Here is a 21,461-nt window from a genome sequence, read left to right as displayed (position 1 = left end):
CAAAAATGAAACAGGTTGTTTTAGTCACGGGCGCAGCATCTGGTTTAGGGAATGTGATCGCCGAATATTTTGCAGCACAGGGGCATCAAGTGATTGTCTCTGCCAGCAGCTTAGAAAAGGCTGAAAATGCCAAAGCACGTAGTCCTAATGCGGAGAATATGTTTGCGTTAAAACTGGATATTTCAGTTGAGCAAGATTTTCATGCTGCAGTGCAGTGGATTCAACAAAAATTCAGCAAATTGGATGTGTTGATTAATAATGCGACGGTCACTAAGGCAACTCCTGTTTTAGAGATTACTGCAGCTGACTTTGACTGGATCACCCAAGTGAATCAGCGAGGAACCTTTCAAGCGTGTCAGATTATTGGCAAATATATGGCAGATCAAGGCTATGGCCGTATCGTCAATATGGCTTCATTGGCAGGGCAAAATGGAGGCACTGCGACAGGCGCTCACTATGCTGCAACCAAAGGTGCAATTGTGACTTTGACCAAAATATTTGCCAAAGAGTTTGCTGCTAAAGGTGTGACTGTAAACGCCATAGCACCTGGGCCAATGGAATCACCGATTGTACACAGTGTGGTATCTGACGAGAAAATGGCGCAATTTATTCAAAATATCCCAGTCAAAGCATTAGGTAGTATGGAATTTATTGCTGAAACCTGTGCCTTGTTGGCAAGTCCAAACGCAGCTTTTGTCACTGGGGCGACGTGGGATATTAACGGTGGATTATTTATGCGTTAAGCCTTGGGCGAGATGCATAAAAGGGAGATAAATCATGGCTACACTCTATAACGTGGTCGTCAGAAACCGTCATGTAGAAGGTGGGAATGTTGCAGTCATGGAGTTTGAATCTGCAAATTCTGCCACATTACCAAAAATTGAAGCAGGTGCGCATATTGATGTGCACTTACCCAATGGTATGGTGCGTCAGTACTCACTATGCCAAAACCCAAAAGATGTTGGCATATTCAGACTGGGGATTTTACGTGATCCAGAATCGCGTGGTGGTTCAGTATCGGCTTTTGATGATTTAAAAGATGGTATGCAAATACAGGTCAGTGAACCGAAAAATCTGTTTCCATTAGTCAAAGCCAAACATGCTGTACTGGTGGGTGGGGGGATTGGAATTACTCCTTTGATCACTATGGCCTATCAATTGGTACAAGAAAATGCATCTTTTGAACTGCATTATTGCGGGGCAAGCCCAGAGCAATGTGCCTTTGTCGATGAAATTAGAAATAGTGTATTGGCGCCCTTTACCACCTTTCATTTTAAATCGGAAGGGGCCAGCCATCGCGAGTTTTTTCAATCTGCCATTCAGGACATAGACAAAGCAAGCCATATCTATACCTGTGGTCCCAATGGATTTATGGATTGGGTGATTAATTTGGCATTGACGCAAAATTTTCCTGAGCAACAGATTCATAAGGAATATTTTCAGGTTGAGGTTGAAACCAACGGTGATGCATTTGAAGTTGTTGCTGAGCGTAGCGGCAAGATCATCATGGTCAATGCCGAAGAAACCATTCTGCAAGCACTGGCACGTGAAGGGATTGAGATTGAAATGTCTTGCGAACAGGGCGTCTGCGGAACCTGTATGTGCGATGTGATCGAAGGTGAGCCTGATCATCGTGATGTGTATTTTACTGATGAAGAAAAAGCCAGTAATGAACAAATACTGGTGTGCTGTTCCCGTGCAAAGTCAGCACGATTGGTACTGGATATTTAATTGCTTTTAACAGGACGAAGCAATTTCAGATACCGAGCTAAATAGGATAAAAGATTCAGGAGAGAATAATGAATTCATTAAAATCAATGGATGAAATCAAAATAGATCCAATGCAATTTAGACGGGCATTGGGTAATTTTGCTACAGGTGTGACCATTGTGACGGCACAAAATGAGCAAGGCGAGAAGGTTGGAGTCACTGCAAATAGTTTTAACTCAGTGTCTTTAGACCCACCACTCATTTTATGGAGTATCGATAAAAAATCATCGAGTTTTTCTGTATTTGAGCAAGCTACGCATTTTGCGGTAAATATTTTATCGGGTTCTCAAATTGAGTTATCCAATAAGTTTTCCCGTCGCAATATCGATAAGTATGAAGGCACAAGTTATCAGGTTGGTGCAGGTCAATCACCAGTTCTAGACCATTGTTCAGCAGTGTTTGAATGTGAGCGACATGAAATTATTGAAGGTGGTGATCACTGGATTATTATTGGCAAAGTCGTTAAGTTTCATGATCAAGGGCGTAGTCCGTTGGTGTATCACCAAGGTGCGTATTCAGGCGTGATTCCTCATCCATTATTACAGCTTAAAGATACTGTAGAAGCAGAAGACTTAGGCGAATTACATCAAGGGCATTTATATAGTAATGTCTGCTATTTAATGAGTCGGGCGTTTAAATTTTATCAGACCGATTATATTCCGAAGCAGTTAATCACTGGATTTCGCACCAGTGAAGCAAGATTATTATTGGTGTTAGGCAGTGGTACCGCATCCAATAAAGCAGATTTACCACGTGATATTGCCATGCCGATGCGTGAGATCGAACAAGCTGCGCTTATCTTAAAAAAAGATGGTTTATTGATTGAAACGGATGGATTTTTTAAGTTAACGGAAAAGGGTAAGAAAACCGCACATTATCTGTTTGATATTGCCGATAGCCATCAAAATGAAGTTTTTGAAAAATATCCTGAAAATGAAAAGGAAATTTTTATTAAAATTTTAAAGGATATTGCGGGGATTGTATAAACATCAACTAACCGACAAATATCTAGATGAATTTGTCGGTTATTTGGATTTATTGAGATAGAATTTTTAATGGTGTTGGAAAAGACAAAGCAAAGCTACTCAAATTATTGAATCGATCTGTCCAAGGGGAATGGATATGAATCAAGCTAAAGAAAATGAAATTGTGCAGTGGAAGCAATCTATTCAAAAGGTTTGTGGTGATTTTGAAACGACCTTTGATAAACAAAATAATTTATTTATTGGTGAAGTAAAGTTCTTCCTATTGGGTGAGACAGAGGTTGCTTTTATAAAAAGTAATGCCAGTCATATTTGCAGAAAAAGTGGTATGCCTGATCGAGTGAAAGATCGTTTCTGTTTTTTGGTAATTCAGTACACAGGCAAGATGCGGATTGTTTATAAAGAGCAAAATATTGATTTAAATGAAGGAGAGATTACCTTACTTGATCCTGATGAAACGATTGATATGTATCCACAAGGTTTATTTAGTCATGTTTCAGTGCATTTATCGCGTGAGAAATTATTCAAGCAAGGCATTACAGTTGATCATTTTGGCAAATTAAACACTTCCAATATGAGTGGGCATTTGCTGAAAGGTATGTTGCAAAATCTATCACCTGAAAATATTGAACTTTGGTATGCAAAAGAGGATGGCAATGCTTTTGAAGATGCCTTGATTGCTTTAATCAAACCGACAATTAACTATAAAAATATTGAAATTTCCAGTCATCTCAAAATAAAAGCAGAGCGATTTATTTTTGAACATCTCAATCAGCAAAGTTTAAATGCACAAATGATCGCAAATCACTTAGGGATTTCACTTCGGCATTTACACCGATTATTTGAACATCAACAGCAATCTGTACACAAGTTTATTCAAATGCATCGTATCGAAAAAATTCAGTATGAATTAAAAGATGGCAAAAATAAAAGTCTGTCGATTACTGAAATTGCTTTGAAGTGGGGATTTGGTGACAGTGCTCATTTCTCAAAATTATTCCGTAAGATGATCGGGCTTTCACCGAAACAATATCGCTTAAAAATGTAGTCAATGAAATTTAGATCTGCTGTCAATGTCACAATTTTGCATAAAGTGAGTCACATTTAAACAAGAACATCCGCTGTAATCATGGTGAAATCTTATTCAAGGAATTAGATGAGTAGGCAAGCATGATGCAAGCAGAATATGAATATATTATTATTGGGGCAGGGTCGGCAGGCTGTGTGGTCGCAGCACGATTATTACAAGCAAAAGCAGGACGAGTGCTGGTTTTAGAGGCGGGGACGAAGGACAATAGTATGTTCCATACGATCCCAGCAACAGTAATCAAAGTATTTCAACAAAAATCATGGCCGTATATGACGGTTCCACAAAAGCATTGTAATCACCGTGAAATGATTCTTGCACAAGGTAAAGTCCTTGGCGGAGGAAGCTCTGTCAATGGCATGGTGTACTGTCGTGGACAACGTCAGGATTATGATCTATGGGCATCTGAATGGGGCTGCAACAATTGGTCTTATCAAAAGGTGCTTCCATTTTTTAAAAAAGCTGAAAAGAATGAAAGCCTTGCGGATGAGTATCACGGACAAGAGGGTATTTTGCCTGTCAGTGAAAATCGTTATCGTCATCCTTTAACACTTGCTTGTATCCAAGCTGGTCAGCAAATGGGGATGAAATATGGCAATGATCTCAATGGATGGGATCAAGCGGGTGTCGGCTTTTATCAAACCACAACCCTGCATGGTGAAAGAGCCAGTACTGCAAAAACCTATTTAAAAGCGGTTGAACATCTTGCAGATCTTACTGTGGTGACCGATGCACTGGTCCATAAAATCGAAACACATGCTGGTCGGGCGACAGGCGTAACCTATAGCATTGCTGGAAAATCTGCTGTTACTGTACACGCAAGCAAAGAAATTATTGTCAGTGCTGGTGCAATTGGTAGTCCAAAAGTTTTATTACTCTCAGGAATTGGCCCAAAACAGCATTTAAATGAACTGGGCATTGAATGTATTCAAGACTTACCTGTGGGTGAGAATTTTCATGATCATCTACATATGTCAGTGAATGCAACTGTTAAAACCAAGAATAGCTTGCTTGGGGAAGATCAAGGTTTAAAAGCACTACGGCACTTTTTACAATGGCGCTTTACCCGTTCTGGTTTATTAACGTCTAATATTTTAGAAGGTGGTGGCTTTATTGATACCAATAACCATGGCCGACCTGATGTACAGTTCCATTTCTTGCCAGTACTGGATAATTTTGATAATACGCCAGGTGAAAAAGCAGTGGCACAAGAACATGGTCTCACCATTAAGGTTGGACATGTACAACCCAAAGCACGAGGCAGTTTACGTTTAAGCAGTAAAGACCCAAATACTTTGCCGATCATTGATCCAAACTATTTAGGTCATCAAGAAGATATTGATGCCAATATCCGCGCGGTTCAGGCAGGGCTACGTTTACTACAACAGCCTGCATTAAAATCTATAGTCAAAGATATTATTGAACCAGCAAATATTGATCCCGATGACATTGCTGCGATTGATCTGTGGATGCGTCAAAATATTAAAACGGTCTACCATCCCGCGGGCAGCTGTAAAATGGGCAATTCTTCACAAGACTCCGTTACTGACCAAACCCTTAAAGTGTATGGTTTTCAAAATTTACGCGTGATTGACTGTTCCATTTGCCCACAAGTACCAAGTGGAAATACCAACGCCATTGCCATCATGATTGGTGAGCGCGGTGCTGACTTTATTCTAAATGCATAACTAAATCTCATAGAGATTGCTGAACCTAAATTGCCAAGATTTCTATATAGAACACAGGATAATAAGATGAACCAAGTACAAATTTTAGCGAGTGTCCAAACTTTTTTGCAACGTCAACACGGTCATTTTATTCATGGCCAACATATTGAAGTCGATGATACGCGGACTCGAATTGAGCTGATTAACCCTGCAACGGAACAGCCTGTTTCAAGTATTGCAATTGGGACTAAACCCGATGTTGAGGCCGCTGTAAACAGTGCGCAAGATGCTTTTCTAAATGCTTGGGCCAATACATCACCTTACGAACGTGGGCAAAAGTTGAATAAGCTTGCTGATCTGGTTGAACAGCATGCGGAGGAATTAGCACAACTAGAAACTTTGACTACAGGCAAGTTGATTAATCTTTCTCGACACTTAGAAGTTGCTCAGACTGTCGTGTTTTTAAGATATTTTGCTGGTTGGGCCACCAAGATTCATGGTCAAACCATGCAACCTTCTATTCCCTCAGCCAATGGTGAAAAATATACAGCTTATACGGTGCGTCAACCTGTTGGGGTTGTGGCAGGGATCGTGCCGTGGAATTTTTCCTTGATGATCGGATGTTGGAAGATTGGTTCGGCATTGACAACGGGTTGTACAATCGTGCTTAAACCTAGTGAGTTCACAACACTTTCATTATTACGTTTAGCCGAGCTTGCAATAGAAGCAGGCATCCCCGCAGGTGTGATTAATATTGTCACAGGCACAGGAGAAACTGGCCAATATTTAATTGACTCAAAAAAGATTAAAAAAGTCTCGTTTACAGGTTCTGTACCTACAGGAATTGCGATTGGCAAACAAGCGATGCATAACGATTTAACCCGTGTCAGCTTAGAACTAGGCGGAAAAAATGCAGCTGCGATTTTAGCAGATACTCAAATCGATGAAATTTTACCAACACTTTTACAAGCCAGTTTTGTTCATCAAGGTCAAGTGTGTGCAGCACCAGAACGTTTTTTTGTGCATCGCTCTAAATATGAAGAGTTTATTCAAAAAGCAGCCGTAGCTCTTCAACAATTTAAAATAGGTTCACCACTGGATGAATCCTCTATGTTTGGTCCACTTTCAAATAAGCCACATTTTGAGAAGGTTAAACATTATCTGGATCTTGCTCATCAAAATAATCAAATCATTTGTGGTGGTAAAGTCATTGCAGGAACAGGCTATTTTGTAGAGCCAACTTTATTAACAGTGCGGGGTATTGATGATCCTTTATTTATTGAGGAAACATTTGGACCTGTGGTGGATGTGATTGCTTTTGAAAGTGATGAAGAGTTAATTTCAATGGTGAATCATTCTCGTTTTGGTTTAACTGCAAGTATATGGACCAATGATTTAGCGAAAGCTTTGCGGCTCATTCCACAAATTGAAGCAGGCTCAGTCTGGGTGAATATGCACACGTTCCTTGATCCTGCTGTTCCTTTTGGTGGTGTCAAAGCATCTGGTCTAGGTCGTGAATTTTCAGACGCATTTATTGAGGATTACACTGAATTAAAGTCAGTGATGATCCGCTATTAAAAATGCACAATATTATTTAAACAGGCAAATCCAGTTAGAAAAAGGTAGCAGTATGAATTGCTACCTGTAGGAGGATTTTGCCTCAACAATAAGGATATTGATGATGAATAAGAAAATACTGGGTCTTATTTTTATTACGCATACAAGCTTTGCCAGTGATCTGCCAACTGTGAATTTAGGTCTATCGAGTTTTGTAGATGGTGCAGTTCCAGCAGGTAGTGGTTGGTATGCACAAACCTATTTTCAGAATTATCGCGCGGATAGTATTCGTGATACGCATGGCAACAAGATCGCACTCCCTAAGTCAGAGATTGATTATCAATCGATTGTTCAGCAAATCAGTTATATGTCAGATATCAAATTGGGCAGTGGTAATCTTGGCTTAAATATGGTGATTCCTGTGCTGGCACATGTAGATGTGGATGATGGCCTCAATAATCAAGCCATTAAAGCAAATAGGGGATTGGGCGACATTATTATCGGCCCTTTTATCCAATTTGATCCAGTGATGGGGCAAGACGGGCCTAAGTTTTCCCATCGTTTTGAATTTCAAATCAATTTACCTACAGGTGAATATGATCATAATAAGGATATAAACCCTGGTGCCAATGCAGTGTCACTTGATCCATACTGGGCTGCAACCTATTGGCTGAATCCCAAATGGACGCTTTCGACACGTCTACACTATCTTTATAACTTTAAGAATAATGATCCAAATTATAGTTTTGGGAATGCTGAAGACATACAGGCTGGGCAAGCATTACATGCCAACTTTGAAAGTAGTTATGCAATCACACCACGGCTTCGGTTAGGAATAAATGGATATTGGCTCAATCAAATCACCGATACACAGGTGGATGGTGAAAATGTCAAAGGACGACGTGAACAGGTCTGGGCGATCGGTCCAGGGGCGATGTATAGTTTTTCTCCCCATGACCATCTTGTTGCAAATGCTTATTTTGAACAAGATGCAGAAAATCGACCACAAGGAACCAGCATGATTTTCCGGTATGTACATCATTTTCATAAATGATGGATTGAACAAGCTTTAAAATCGAAACAGCCCACTATATGCATATATTGGGCTGTTTCGAGTAAAAATTAATAAGTTAAAGTCATACTTTGCTGTGTTGCTTGATCAATTTGCTTTTGGCTTACCGCATCATCCTTACATTGATAGTTCTCAAATAATGGCAGCTGATCGGCAAAGTGTGCATCAGTCTTTCCATTGCGATGAATAAATCCACTTTGACCAGGTGCAAGAATTGAACACATGCTGACTTGATTGGGATTAAGTACCACTCTAAAGGTTGCACTCCCTGTATTCCCATAGGTGCTCAGCTGTTGTTGATGCGCCTGATCAGCCCATGGAATACCCACTGAGTTTTTGTTGGAAAATCCCATTGTGGCAACAGGAATTTTCCAATCATTGGGTTGGTCTGAATGATATTGTGTTGAAAGCTGAATTAAGGTGTTTTCTAAGGCAGTTAACACCACATCATCTGCTGATTGTCCTTTTAAGAAATCAACGGTTTGAACAACGCTGGCTTGTTTGCCTTGCAGTGCATTCCAGATTAGTTTGGATGCATTGGCAGGTTGTGTACTCCGTGGGTCATTATTTACTGGGTAAAAGGTATCTGTGTAACGTGCATAAATATTTTCGGATAAATTTGGTTTAAGCACCAATTCAATCATCTGATTGAGCCATGTACGCATAATGACAGGTGCTGCGCCTTGATAGAATTTAGCCTCACTGTCAGGACGAAGTTTGAAGTCCCAACTCTCCAATATTGGTGCAACTTTCTTTGCCAGAGGTGAGGCGTTCGGGCTTTGTGCAGCTTTGACCATATAGGGAATAAAATAACGCGCATTCAGATCCGACCAAGCGCCCATTTTATTGATATCCCAAATGTCTTGTTGGCTTAATTTTACTTTACTTTCTAGGGGTTCAATCAGTTCATTGACACGGTCAACATGAGAGAAGTTGGAGGAATCGGAACGTAAATCCGCATAAGCTTTATTGTTCCAACTGCTAATATAGCCTTTTTCAGGGTTATAGGCTTTGGGATTGTGTGAGAAATCATAGAAACCCTGCCATTCCATTGAGCCATCACCTTGAGCAGGCAGTTGAATATGCTGGTTTTCAGGACGGATCGGTAAACGACCCAATGCAGCGACACCAATATTATTTTGGGTATCTGCATAAAACCATGTAATCGAAGCCGCGACACGTTTGGCTTGATCTAGGAATTCTTGCCAGTTGCTCGCTTTTGCTGCATTGGCCCAACCCAATAAAGTTTCAATCTCTACACCTTCCCAGCTACGTTTTTGTGCATAGGCGGTATGATTTTTTTCATCCCATGTGCTGACAAAGCCTTGTTTACTTTGATACACATCTAAAACGTGGTCTGGCTGATTACGGACTTTAATCTTGATCTGTTGATGTTCAAAGGGAATATAACTGCCTTGATAACGATACTGTTTTGGATCGCTCGGATTTAAGCTAAGTTGATAGACGTCATTGGTATCAAGCGAACCGACAGTTGAACCCCAAGCAATTTTTCCATTGGTTCCAAATAAAATAGCAGGTAGACCGACAGGGGTAATCCCAGTGAGATTGTAGCCAGCACCATGTAACCCAACCGCATAAGTAATTGCAGGCGTGTACCAGCCTTGTTGAGGGCCATTATATAAAACCGTTTGGCCTTCTACCGTTTTATCTCCTGTGACCACCCAAGCATTACTGGCTGTAGGGACGCCATCAACCACACTTTTACCCAATGCTATACGTGCTTGAGCTAAATAGTTTTTGGCTGCTTGGTCAGAGATAGGCGCTATACCTTTTAACATGTGTTGCTGACGTGCTGAAACTTGTGGTTTTGCTTTAGATTGAATAATTGTAGGAGCACTCGGATCATCTAACCAACGTAATTGCTGATAAACTTTTAATCCTGTTTCTGGACCTTTTTCTTTTTGTAGTTGAGTCAGTAAATCTAAATTTGAGACTTCTGAACTGGCTGAAAAAAAGCGATTGAGAATTAAGCCGACCCAGACCATTGCGATATCTTCTGGCTGCCATGTTGATGGTTTAAAATCGTAATCAATAAACTCTTTAGGCATCAGCTCTGGATTGGCCAAAACCTCTTGGACACGCTTATTAAAACCAGCAGCATAACCATCGAAAATGGCACGATCTTCAGGAGAAAGTCGGGCAATTTGTTGTTTAATCTGTTCAGGATTAAAACGACTATGGGTTGCAATATCATACTGTAGATAGTCAGGACCGAGCACTTCAGCAACAGTGCCTAAACCTGTACGTTTTGACATTTCCATTTGAAATAAACGATCAGTTGCGACTGCATAAGCATAGCCATAAAAAAGACCATAAGTATCCTTGGCATAGACATGCGGTGTGCCAAAATTGTCACGTTGAATCGTGACCTGTTTTTGCACTGGGTTTGATTCTAAACGAGAGGATGAACTACATCCTGCAAGCAATAAACAACTTAAAACACCTAATTTGATTAAGTGGTGTTTATCGCTCAGTTGATTATTTGAGGGGCTTTTTTTCAATTGAAATATCCTTTTCATTATTGTTGAGAAATAGAGTGTTGGGAAAGAAATGCTTTTAGATGTTTTCTAAAAACAACAGATTTATCGATATGCAGGTCCTGATTAAATAAAATGATTGTTATTTTTATATGTAATTTTCTATTACTTTGTGGGTATATATTTATACTTTTAAATAAAGAGGCTTAATTTATCTCATCATTTTATTTTAAATATGCTTTATCAAGTCTTGATGAAATGCCAAAAAATAAAGGGATATGTTCTATCCCTTTATGCTGCTTCAAAAATTAAGTGGCAAAGATAAAGTGTCAAAGTTCAGTCGCAAAAATTGCTGAGAGAAATTTTTCAAGTGCAGCATTGAAAGCTTCAGGACATTCAATATTTGAAATATGCGATGCTTGAATTTCCACAAGTTGGGATTGTGGAATGTGCTGTTGCATAAATTGCCCATCTGCAACTGTAGTTACAGGGTCTTGCGTTCCTGCAATGACCAAAACTGGAATCGTGATATCTTTGAGTTGATTGCGGACATCCGCTTTAGCCAAAGCCTCACAACAATTGGCATAACCTATTGCGCTGCCAGCACTTAAGTCGTTACACAGATTATTGACAATTGCAGGATGACTTTGGATAAAGGGATCTGTAAACCAACGTGATGCAGCGCTTGCTGCGATGTTGGTTAAACCTTGTTCTCGGACTAGTTGAGCACGATCTAGCCATGCTTGTTCTTGTCCAATTTTTGCTGCGGTATTGCTGATAACAACAGCATTAAATCGTTGTGGATAATGGATGGCTAACCATTGACCTGTTAATCCCCCCATAGAAATGCCACAGAAACTGGCTTTTTCAATATTTAAATGATCCAGTAATCGAATCACATCTTCAGCCAATTGGGGCAAGGTATAAGGACCTTGTGGCGCAGATGAAGAACCATGTCCACGGGTGTCATAGCAAATGACAAAAAAACGTTCTTTAAAATAATTGAACTGCTTTTGCCACATGCCATAGTTGGTCCCTAAGGAATTTGAAAAGACCAGTGCAGGGGAGTTAGGGTTTCCAAAACTTTGATAATTAATTTGTGCATCCGCTGATTGAAAAGTTGGCATTGCTCGTTCCTTAATTTTGATCAACACGTTGAATAATGAGCGCGATACCTTGTCCCACCCCAATACACATTGAACATAAGGCATATTCACCCTTGATTTGTTCAAGTTGATTTAAGGCAGTCGTCACCAGTCTGGCACCTGATGCACCCAAAGGATGACCTAAAGCAATCGCCCCACCATTAGGATTGACACGTGCATCATCATCTGCCAAACCTAAATCACGGGTTACCGCCAAAGCTTGGGCAGCAAAGGCTTCATTTAGTTCAATCACATCCATTTGCGCTAAACTAAGATCAGCTTGTTTAAGCAGTTTCTTGATTGCAGGCGCTGGTGCAAAGCCCATAATTCTTGGTTCAACACCCACTGTGGTTGCTGCAATAATTTTGCCACGTGGTTTTAATTGGTATTTTTCTACGGCTTCATCTGAGGCGATCAATAATGCTGCTGCACCATCATTAATCCCAGACGCATTTCCCGCCGTGACCGTACCATCAGCTTTGACCACACCTTTAAGTTTTGTCAGAGCGGCTAAAGTGGTTGATGCACGTGGATGTTCATCTGTATCCACAAGCACAGCATCACCTTTACGCTGTGGAATAGTGACAGGCACAATCTCATTTTTGAAAAAGCCTTGAGCTTGTGCTGCCGCAGTACGTTGTTGGCTGTTTAGCGCAAACTGATCTTGATCCGCACGGTTAATATTGAATTGTTCTGCTACGTTTTCAGCAGTTTGTGGCATGCTGTCCACACCATACAATTCTTTGAGTTTTGGATTGATAAAGCGCCAGCCCATGGTGGTGTCTTCGATCTTTTGACTACGTCCAAAAGCGCTGTCCGACTTGCCCATCACATAGGGCGCACGGCTCATGCTTTCTACACCACCCGCAATAATTAAATCTGCTTCATTGGCTTTGATGGCGCGAGCTGCCATGGCAATCGCATCCAGTGACGAACCACATAAACGGTTGACAGTGGTCGCTGGCACTTGATAGGGCACACCTGCCAATAATGCTGACATACGCCCGACATTACGATTGTCTTCACCGGCCTGATTGGCACAGCCATAAATCACATCATCGACTTGCTGCCAATCTACCGTTGGATTACGTTGTATCAATGCTTGAATTGGAATAGCACCGAGATCATCTGCACGGACTGGTGCAAGACCACCAGCATAACGACCAAATGGGGTACGGATGGCATCTATGATGTAAGCGTTTTTCATGTGTTCTCCTTTATCTAAAATCCCTCCCAGCCTCCCTTTATTAAAGGGAGGAGTTCCCCTCTTTTTTAAAGAGGGGTTAGGGGAGATTTATTATCCCTGTGTCGCATCAATCAATTGAGCACCCGTCAAAGCCTGTAACTCTTCAAAGCTCAGACCTGCAACTTTTTCAAGCACTTTTAAGCCATCTGCGGTCACATCAATCACGCATAAGTCAGTATAAATACGATCAACACAATGTTTACCTGTTACTGGATAAGTCAGTTCTTCAACAATCTTAGGTTCACCTTGCTTGGTCACATGATCGGTGGTGATAAAGACTTTCTTGGCCCCTACAGCCAAATCCATTGCACCACCCACCGCAGGAATCGCATCTGGCGCACCGGTATGCCAGTTGGCAAGATCGCCATTGGCTGCCACTTGGAATGCACCCAATACAGCAATATCCAGATGTCCACCACGCATCATGGCAAAGGAATCACCATGATGGAAAAATGAGCCACCCGTTAGCATGGTCACATATTCTTTGCCAGCATTAATCAGCTCAGGATCTTCTTCACCTTTGGCGGGTGGGGGACCAAAAGCCAATAAACCATTTTCAGAATGTAGAAATACATCTTTGTCTGTTGGCAGATATTTTGAAATCTTGGTCGGTAAACCAATGCCTAAATTGACATAAGCACCATCGGGAATATCTTGGGCAACACGTTCAGCAATTTGGTCACGGCTTAGTTTTTGGTAGCTCATTGTTATTCTCCATTACCATTGGTTGCATCAACTGCAACCACATGCTGAACAAAAATCCCTGGGGTAATAATATGCTCAGGATCAAGTTGACCCAATTCAACCACCTCTGAAACCTGTGCAATGGTGACATCTGCAGCCATCGCCATGATTGGACCAAAGTTACGTGCTGATTTGTTATAAACCAAGTTGCCCCAACGGTCGCCTTGATGTGCTTTAATCAGTGCAAAGTCTGCTTTAATTGGATATTCAAGCACGTAGTCTTTGCCATCGATATGACGGGTTTCTTTACCATCTGCCAATAAGGTGCCAAAGCCTGTTGGGGTAAATACTGCACCTAAACCCATTCCAGCAGCTTGAATACGACACGCGAGATTACCTTGAGGAACCAGTTCCAGTTCGATCTTGCCCGCATGATAGAGTTCGTCAAATACCCAAGAGTCAGACTGACGTGGGAAAGAACAAATGATTTTACGGACTGCACCCGATTTAAGCAGTTTAGCCAGACCGTAATCGCCATTGCCTGCATTGTTATTGACAATCACCAGATCTTTAACGCCAAGTTCAATCAGCCCATCGATCAGCTCTGCGGGCTGTCCTGCTGTTCCAAAGCCACCAATCATAATGGTTGCACCATCTTTGATGTGTGACAGAACCTCAGACAACGAGAGCTTACTTTTATCAATCATAAGACGAACCTTTTATCCATGTTTTTAAATTTCTATACATACCGCATTAGCAAAGATAGACATGTATAGAAACTTAAAAAACTGTGAGAAAGAACTTATCTCACAGTTATTTGGTCAATGAATTTACACCCGCTGCTTAATGGTCATCTTCTCGAATTGAAGACGGATGACGGTTTAAGGCAGTCACTTCGATATTCATATAAGGATATAAAGGCAATCCCTGTAAAATATTGTGGAGTTCTTCATTGCTCTCTACATCAAAAATACTGGTGTTTGAGTATTGGCCTGTAATACGCCAGATATGACGCCATTTGCCTTGACGTTGTAAATCTTGTGAATAAGCCTTTTCAATTGCTTTAATTTCATTGGCTTTTTCGACGGGCATATCGAGGGGGATGTGCACATCCATTCGTACTTGGAAAAGCATGTCAGCTCCTTGAATTATTGACGACGTAGGTTGTCGATTTTGTCTTCATCTGGTTCAATGCCGAGGCCCGGACCAGTTGGAATTTTGAGCTCAAAATTGCCATATTGAAGCGGTGTTTTTAAAATTTCTTCAGTCAGTAGCAGTGGGCCAAATAATTCAGTTCCCGCTGCGAGATTGCTAAATGTAGAGAAGGCATGTGCTGAGGCAATTGTTCCAACAGGACCTTCAAGCATAGTGCCACCATAAAGATCAATACCTGCCAGATTGGCAATTTTACCGACTTCGCATGCTTCAATCAGACCACCAGATTGCGCAACTTTTACCGCAAAAACTGAGGCTGCATTGGTTTTTGCCAAGTTATAAGCACTTTGTGGACCTGTTAACGACTCATCTGCCATGATCGCGATATCAAACTTACGGCTAAGACGTTGCATAGCATCAATATTATGTATTGCACAAGGCTGTTCAATCAGGTCAACGCCACCATCTTGAAGCATTTGAATCCCTTTAATTGCATTCAGTTCAGACCAAGCACGGTTAACGTCTACACGAATTGAGATGTCTGCGCCCAAGGCTTTTTTGATTGCCAATACATGTTCAACATCTTGTTCAACAGGACGTGAACCGATTTTTAACTTAAAGACATTGTGACGTTTTAACGCAATCATTTTTTCTGCTTCGGCAATGTCTTTTTCAGTATTACCCGATGCCAAAACCCAAAGCACAGGAATACTGTCACGTAAGCGACCGCCTAAAATTTCACTCAGGGGTTGACCTAAACGTTGTGCTTGAATATCTAATAATGCAGTTTGAACAGCACATTTCGCAAAACGATTACCGTTGATATTACGATGGATCACTTGCATTGTTTGGGCAATATTGGCACCAGACAGTGTTTTTAACAATGGCGCAAAATAGGTTTCGATATTGGTTTTTACACTTTCAGGGCTTTCTTCGCCATAACCTAAACCGCCAATTGTGGTCGCTTCACCCCAGCCAATTAAACCATCTTCAGTCGTGATTTTAATCAGGACCAAGGTTTGGGTTTGCATTGTCGCAACGGCCATCTTGTGAGGACGTATCGTTGGAATTTCGATTAACAGCGTTTCTATGGACTTGTACATCGTGGTTATTTCTTAAGTATCAATCTATTTATATACCCTAATTTAATGTAATATCTTTAACTAGGCCGATTTTGGTATTTTTAGATACTTAAAAGGTATATAAAAGGGATTTAGAGAGATGGAATTAAGATATCTTCGTTATTTCGTTACGGTGGTCGAAGAGCAGAGTATTACCAAAGCTGCAGAAAAATTATGTATTGCTCAACCGCCATTGAGCCGTCAGATTCAAAAGTTAGAAGAAGAACTCGGTATTCTTTTATTTGAGCGTGGCACACGTCCAGTAAGAACAACAGAAGCAGGGCAATTCTTTTACCAACATGCGGTACAAATTTTGACTCATACTGCGCAAGCCACCTCAATGGCGAAGCGTATTAGTTCAATGAATACAATTGTCCGTATTGGTTATGTCAGTTCATTGCTGTATGCGTTATTGCCTCAGGTAATTTATTTATTTCGTCAAAATAACCCTGATATTCAGGTTGAGCTGATTGAATATAGTACCAAGGATCAAATTGAAGCACTCAAACTCGGTAAAATAGATTTAGGCTTTGGCCGTTTAAGAATTAGTGATCCATCGATTAAGCGCATTTTATTGTACAAAGAGAAATTAAAATTAGCCGCGCATAAAAATCATCATTTAACCAGTTATATCGATAAAGGTATTTATTTATCGCAAATTATCAATGAACCTATTTTTTCTTATCCAGCCACACAAAAGCCTAATTTTTCAACCTTGATTCAATCTATTTTTACCGAATTAGGCTTGGTACCGAAAGATATGGTTGAAGTTCGAGAAATCCATATGGCTTTGGGTTTGGTGTCGTCAGGGGAAGGGATATGCATTATTCCTGAAAGCGCCAGTGAAATAGGCATGAAAAATCTGGTCTATATTCCGATTTTGGATATAGAGGCCTATAGTCCTATTTCATTAGCCGTGAGAAATATGGATCAAAGTCCTTATTTGCCTAAGATTTTAGAATGTATTCGACAAGTCTTTGAAGAAGAAGGGATTCCACTTCAACTCGATGGGGATTAATCGAGTATATGTCTGCGCTGAGATCAACCTAAAATCCCCTCATCCTCGCCTTCTCCCAATGGGCATTGGTATCTACACATCTTTTTGTAGAGACTCTAATGCAATTTCAGCAATCAGCTTAAGGTCATCCACCGAATGTTCAGATAATAATTGTAGTGTATTCAGTAATATTGACAGACCAGCCAAAATTGCAGGAGCACTTTCCCTTGTTCCTCTTTTTTGTTGCCTTCCTGATAGACGTGTTAGAAAGACTCTAACTCTTGAATTTTTCTCATCATTTTCTCGCTGTATTCGCCAAGTTAATACACATGCCATACTTGCAATTAGGAGTCGTCTTAATATCGCTTGTGGAGTTGTTTGTAGCCATGACTCAATGTCATGGCCCGCCTGTTTTAACAACTTAAAATAGTTTTCTATTTTCCAACGCCAATAATACCAAGTTGCCAATTCTATACTTGGAATTTCTGATGATACATTACTTAATAAGCTCCAACGAGAAAGTGATTTTCCTTGCTTATTTTTAACTTCAACTACAATCAGTCGAACGGTTAATGACTTTCCCTTTTGTGGTGGAACTCTTTTTCCCGTTTCGTCTTTCTGCATTGGTCTTGCATTACGCGTAATACTGATTTGAGTTTCACCAACATAGAGTTGTTCGCAATTCCCTTTATATTGAATTGTATGGGTTTGTGTAGTTGGTATTTGGTCTGACACTTCCCTTAACTTAACATCTTCTCCTTGATATTCAACACGATTTCCTTCTTTACCTCGAATAAGAAATAAATGTTCTTGTTGATTCAATAATCTAAGATGAGCAATTGAATCTCCTTCACGATCAATAATATGTACGAGTTTCTTTTCTATTGGTAAAGACTCAATATGTTCGATTTGTTCACATAGTGCATTTAAGTGGGTTTCTTTTATTTTATGCCCATCAGTAAATGTTGAATAACGTCCAGTAGCATCACATAAAGTTTGATCTAATGGTGCAATGGGTAAACCCGTTTCAGCATCAATTAATAAACTGCTTTGTAATTCATAGCCTTTGTCACTTGCATGTGTTCTTTTGAATCTATTTAACTTGTTGTTATGTTTGAAATATTGTAGTTGAGACCAATCATGAGCAACTAAGGCATAGTGGTGATTCGATAGAGCGATTTGTTCAAACGCAAGTTTTTGAAGAGGCTGATTGAGTTGTTGAAATGAAACGTTTTCGTTATTTAAGAAACGCCAAACTGCTTGGGTTGTAGCAAAGCTAGTCTTTTGGGTAGAAGCAATATCTTTAAGCGCTGGAGCTAATGAAGCAAGTGGATTCATATTAAGTTTTACAAGACGTCCGTAGCGTTTAACTAATCGGTTATCTAAGTGTGGAATGTTAAATTGGAGAGCATGCTCTCCAATTTAACTTAAATAGATTTAATTGTGTAGATACCTATGCCCAATGGGAGAAGGGACTTTTAATACCAATCTAATTGACTCAATATGATCATTTTTTGATTTATGAATGAGACCTATTGAGTTAATGATTTGAAACCATGATTTTAACATATTGATTTTAAAATGACATTATCGGTGTTTATCCTTGCATTCTTAATGAATTCGCAATGTATTGCAGTTCCTGTTCGTCATTGATTAAGCCTTGCTGGATGATGGCAATTTGCTCTTGAAGATTGCTCAGCAGTTCTTGGCATTGTGCAGTAACTTCATCGCTATATAGATCAAGCTTTTGCCATAAACTATGTGAGATCTCAGTATATAAACGGTCATGGCCAATGGCCAAGATCTCAGTTGCATCATCAGCATGAATCACTTCATACGCCAGATGCTTAGCAAACTGTAACGGACTGAGAGGGGCATATTGCAGTTGATAATCCGATAAAGTATTTGCAATATGTTGTGATAGAAGCTGTTGAGCCTGTTGGGTCAATGCACTATACAATTCATCCACTGCTTGCTGCTCGGCATGTTGCTCTAATAAGCTTGGCAGGGTTGCAATCATACTGCGCCATGTTTGCGTAATGATTTGCTGTTTATGTTGCAGCAAAGCGCTCATAGCATTGCTTAGCTGCTGCTGTAATTGATGCAGTTGTGGCACAACTTTAAGTTGTAAGGGGGCTAGAATTTGCTCTTGTAAATGATGTAACAAGGCTTCCGCAGGTTTACGCTGTTTATAAGCCAGAGCAGGTTGGATCAAATGTAAAAGTGCATCAAATAAACGATTAAAACCTGCATTTTGCATGGCCTGATCATTGAAATCCGCATTTTTTAACATCTGAGACGAGGTTGAAATTGGCGATTGCAACAGTACAGGATCAACTTGCATTGCGATCAGTTGGTCAATAGCGCGGGTTTGAACATCGGTTTCTTGCAGATAACGTTGGTCAGAGGTTTTATTGCATAGAATCTGGCAAATGTCGCCATCGACTTCATCTTCTTCAAAATAATCACTGCGTGTAAGCACTGGCAATAACGGTTTATGTCGGCGTAATTCCTGCCCCAAAGCCGCTAATTCTTTGACTTGACCGGGTGAGGAGGAACTACTGAGCCAAAGGACACCATCCGCACTATCCATAAAGCGTTGGGTTAATGCTGCATTTTCTGGCGTAACGGAATGAAGTCCTGGGGTATCCAATAAAATGAGGTTGTTTGCTAAACAAACCCCTTGTAAGCGTGTGGTGGTTTCTGTGGCACCTTCTTTAAAACGCTCCTGACTATGGATAATTTGACCTGAGTCGAGATAAAAATATTCAACGCTTTGCTGGCGTCTGTGAAAACACTCTGCCAATACATTACAGAATGAACTTTTACCCGCATTGAATTTTCCGAAAATTAGCAAAATAATCTTATCGTCAAAATGATCTGCGATGGATTGTGCAGCATGTAGGGTTTCTAATTGTGTTTCCCAATGGCTGAGATAGCTTTCAAGCTGCGAATTGAGTACGGCGATGTCTTGGGCAATCTGACTATATGATGTCAGTCCAATGGGATTGATACGTTGTTTATTAAGATTGATCGCCAGTTGCTGATGCCAAGTGTGCATCTTATTTAAATGCAGGATGATGTCCTGTTCATGCTGATCAAAAGCTTTGCTACTCGCAATCAGCGTCTGAATCGAATCATGCGAATCATGGACGGTCATTATACCTGCTCCAAAGTGGTTGATGCTTGTTGAGCTTGTATGATGAGCTGCTGTTGCTGCTGCAAATTAAGTAATTGTTGTTGCAACTGCATTCGATCAGAAGACAATTCAAAATAATGGGCAAATTCACCACGTAAACGCTGACGACCTGATTCTTCGACAAAAATAAGATTGAGATCCTTACGCAGTTTAACTGAAACACCCATCACCGCAACCATGACCGTATCTAGACTGCGGACATTACTTTTTTGCGTATCGGGTAAACCCACCACACCATAGTGCACCAGATGGCTATTGATTTCGATACAGGCACGAGAATAAGCCACTTGAATACGGTTACGATCACGTTTGCCCGCGGTTACTTTATACATATTGGCAAAAGAATCTGGTTCTAGCGAATTATCCTGCCCAGAGATCTGTAGGACCGGTTGTAAATCTTGACGCACTTTATCTAATATTTGATTGAGATCACGCTCAAAATTTTGGCGTTGCTGCTGTAAGCTTGTTGTAAGTTGCTGAATGTTGCTTTGAATGGTTTCTAGGTGCTGGGATAAGCGCGTTTTTAGATCAACAATGATCTGTTTTTTTTCAAATTGACGTATTGCGGGGACTTGCTCAAGCATCCGATGAAGTGTGTGTTGTAGTTCGGGGATACCACTGCGTTGTACCAGTACGGGTTTGGAATTTTCGATACCTTGACGGTGCCGTGTAGCTGATACAGGTCGTATCGTTGCATTTGGTGCTTGATTTTGAATGCTATCAATAATCTGTGCTAAAACGGCTTGATCTGGAATCTGGTCAATTTGAGTAAGCAGCAGTAAGCTTTGACGTTGGGTTTGCTTTGCATCTTGCTCGAATTGCTGGAATAAATGTAATTCATAAGGATCAAACTCACCTTCACGTACCGAATGCACCATTAGGCGAATATCTGCTTTATTCCACATCGCATCTTGAGCAAGTTGATCATCGATTGTCGCCACATCAGCATCCAAACCTGGTGCATCTAACCAGCGGATTTGATGTTGCAGATGTTCGGAGAGGGCTACCGTTTCTCGTTTATCCGCAACTGAGAAAATATCTTGACCAATAAGCTCATTTAACAGTCGGCTTTTACCATGATTATATTTGCCAATCACTGTAACCGTCGGAAATTGACCTGCCTGTAGAATGGCGCGCAGTCGAGCCAGAGCTTTCGCATCTTCAGGTACAACGGCTAAAATAGTATTGCTTGCTGCATCAAAAGTATGAATATCCATCTAAATATCTTTTCCATAAAATAAATCAGGCTAAACCGTTACAGCTCGCCTGATTTCAAGATT

General features: G+C 40.6%; 18 protein-coding genes. 8 read left to right on the top strand and 10 right to left on the bottom strand.

Annotated elements, in window-relative coordinates; genetic code table 11:
• The first annotated feature begins 5 nt into the window (after window positions 1-5).
• From ACQ7EO_RS13910 to ACQ7EO_RS13880, 7 genes are all read left to right on the top strand, one after another.
• Window positions 6-743 carry an SDR family NAD(P)-dependent oxidoreductase gene (locus tag ACQ7EO_RS13910; protein ID WP_314338573.1) on the top strand — a complete coding sequence of 246 codons (738 nt, stop codon included), beginning with the start codon at window positions 6-8 and terminating at the stop codon, window positions 741-743.
• 34 nt (window positions 744-777) lie between these two features.
• Window positions 778-1,731: a PDR/VanB family oxidoreductase gene (locus ACQ7EO_RS13905; RefSeq protein ID WP_004721592.1), complete on the top strand. Its 954-nt coding sequence runs from the start codon at window positions 778-780 to the stop codon at window positions 1,729-1,731.
• A 65-nt stretch (window positions 1,732-1,796) separates the two neighbouring features.
• Entirely contained in the window at window positions 1,797-2,756 is a 960-nt protein-coding gene (locus ACQ7EO_RS13900; protein WP_171287945.1) for a p-hydroxyphenylacetate 3-hydroxylase reductase component, read from the top strand.
• A gap of 136 nt (window positions 2,757-2,892) precedes the next feature.
• Entirely contained in the window at window positions 2,893-3,801 is a 909-nt protein-coding gene (gene feaR / locus ACQ7EO_RS13895; protein WP_434277706.1) for a transcriptional regulator FeaR, read from the top strand.
• 125 nt (window positions 3,802-3,926) lie between these two features.
• Window positions 3,927-5,528, top strand: a complete 1,602-nt coding sequence (locus ACQ7EO_RS13890; RefSeq protein ID WP_434279618.1) for a GMC family oxidoreductase — start codon at window positions 3,927-3,929, stop codon at window positions 5,526-5,528.
• A gap of 66 nt (window positions 5,529-5,594) precedes the next feature.
• Window positions 5,595-7,085: an aldehyde dehydrogenase family protein gene (locus ACQ7EO_RS13885; RefSeq protein WP_434277705.1), complete on the top strand. Its 1,491-nt coding sequence runs from the start codon at window positions 5,595-5,597 to the stop codon at window positions 7,083-7,085.
• A 103-nt stretch (window positions 7,086-7,188) separates the two neighbouring features.
• Window positions 7,189-8,118, top strand: a complete 930-nt coding sequence (locus tag ACQ7EO_RS13880) for a SphA family protein (RefSeq protein ID WP_434277704.1) — start codon at window positions 7,189-7,191, stop codon at window positions 8,116-8,118.
• 68 nt (window positions 8,119-8,186) lie between these two features.
• On the opposite strand, the gene ACQ7EO_RS13875 is transcribed toward ACQ7EO_RS13880, so the two are convergent.
• The 7 genes from ACQ7EO_RS13875 to ACQ7EO_RS13845 all read right to left on the bottom strand — a co-directional run bounded on the left by ACQ7EO_RS13875 (window position 8,187) and on the right by ACQ7EO_RS13845 (window position 15,967).
• The gene (locus tag ACQ7EO_RS13875; RefSeq protein ID WP_434277703.1) at window positions 8,187-10,676 is read right to left on the bottom strand and encodes a penicillin acylase family protein; all 2,490 of its coding nucleotides are present in this window, start codon (window positions 10,674-10,676) and stop codon (window positions 8,187-8,189) included.
• Between the two features lie 287 nt (window positions 10,677-10,963).
• Entirely contained in the window at window positions 10,964-11,761 is a 798-nt protein-coding gene (pcaD, locus tag ACQ7EO_RS13870) for a 3-oxoadipate enol-lactonase (protein ID WP_434277701.1), read from the bottom strand.
• A 10-nt stretch (window positions 11,762-11,771) separates the two neighbouring features.
• Window positions 11,772-12,986 (bottom strand): 3-oxoadipyl-CoA thiolase, encoded by a 1,215-nt coding sequence (gene pcaF / locus ACQ7EO_RS13865; RefSeq protein WP_434277699.1) that lies wholly within the window; start codon window positions 12,984-12,986, stop codon window positions 11,772-11,774.
• 90 nt (window positions 12,987-13,076) lie between these two features.
• The gene (locus ACQ7EO_RS13860) at window positions 13,077-13,730 is read right to left on the bottom strand and encodes a 3-oxoacid CoA-transferase subunit B (RefSeq protein ID WP_154131082.1); all 654 of its coding nucleotides are present in this window, start codon (window positions 13,728-13,730) and stop codon (window positions 13,077-13,079) included.
• Window positions 13,731-13,732: 2 nt separating this feature from the next.
• Window positions 13,733-14,416: a 3-oxoacid CoA-transferase subunit A gene (locus ACQ7EO_RS13855; protein ID WP_434277698.1), complete on the bottom strand. Its 684-nt coding sequence runs from the start codon at window positions 14,414-14,416 to the stop codon at window positions 13,733-13,735.
• Window positions 14,417-14,552: 136 nt separating this feature from the next.
• On the bottom strand, window positions 14,553-14,843 hold the full coding sequence (gene catC, locus ACQ7EO_RS13850) for a muconolactone Delta-isomerase (protein WP_004820442.1): 291 nt from the start codon (window positions 14,841-14,843) through the stop codon (window positions 14,553-14,555).
• Between the two features lie 14 nt (window positions 14,844-14,857).
• Window positions 14,858-15,967 (bottom strand): muconate/chloromuconate family cycloisomerase, encoded by a 1,110-nt coding sequence (locus tag ACQ7EO_RS13845; RefSeq protein WP_434277697.1) that lies wholly within the window; start codon window positions 15,965-15,967, stop codon window positions 14,858-14,860.
• A gap of 118 nt (window positions 15,968-16,085) precedes the next feature.
• Between ACQ7EO_RS13845 and catM the strand changes: the two genes are divergently transcribed.
• Complete coding sequence (gene catM, locus ACQ7EO_RS13840) at window positions 16,086-17,003, top strand: cis,cis-muconate-binding transcription regulator CatM (RefSeq protein ID WP_034617960.1); 918 nt, start codon at window positions 16,086-16,088, stop codon at window positions 17,001-17,003.
• Window positions 17,004-17,075: 72 nt separating this feature from the next.
• Here the strand turns inward: catM and ACQ7EO_RS13835 are convergent, their stop codons facing one another.
• The 3 genes from ACQ7EO_RS13835 to ACQ7EO_RS13825 form a co-directional block, all read right to left on the bottom strand.
• Complete coding sequence (locus ACQ7EO_RS13835) at window positions 17,076-18,320, bottom strand: transposase (RefSeq protein ID WP_244012863.1); 1,245 nt, start codon at window positions 18,318-18,320, stop codon at window positions 17,076-17,078.
• Between the two features lie 259 nt (window positions 18,321-18,579).
• On the bottom strand, window positions 18,580-20,142 hold the full coding sequence (locus tag ACQ7EO_RS13830; protein ID WP_434277695.1) for a dynamin family protein: 1,563 nt from the start codon (window positions 20,140-20,142) through the stop codon (window positions 18,580-18,582).
• On the bottom strand, window positions 20,142-21,398 hold the full coding sequence (locus tag ACQ7EO_RS13825) for a GTPase (RefSeq protein ID WP_434277693.1): 1,257 nt from the start codon (window positions 21,396-21,398) through the stop codon (window positions 20,142-20,144). Before ACQ7EO_RS13825 ends, ACQ7EO_RS13830 begins: the two co-directional genes overlap by 1 nt.
• Window positions 21,399-21,461: the final 63 nt, after the last annotated feature.

The sequence above is a fragment of the Acinetobacter sp. CE-15 genome (assembly GCF_051059255.1).
Taxonomy (GTDB): Bacteria; Pseudomonadota; Gammaproteobacteria; order Pseudomonadales; family Moraxellaceae; genus Acinetobacter; species Acinetobacter guillouiae.
Note: the sequence above shows the minus strand (reverse complement) of the source record. Positions and strands in the feature narration are given on the sequence as shown.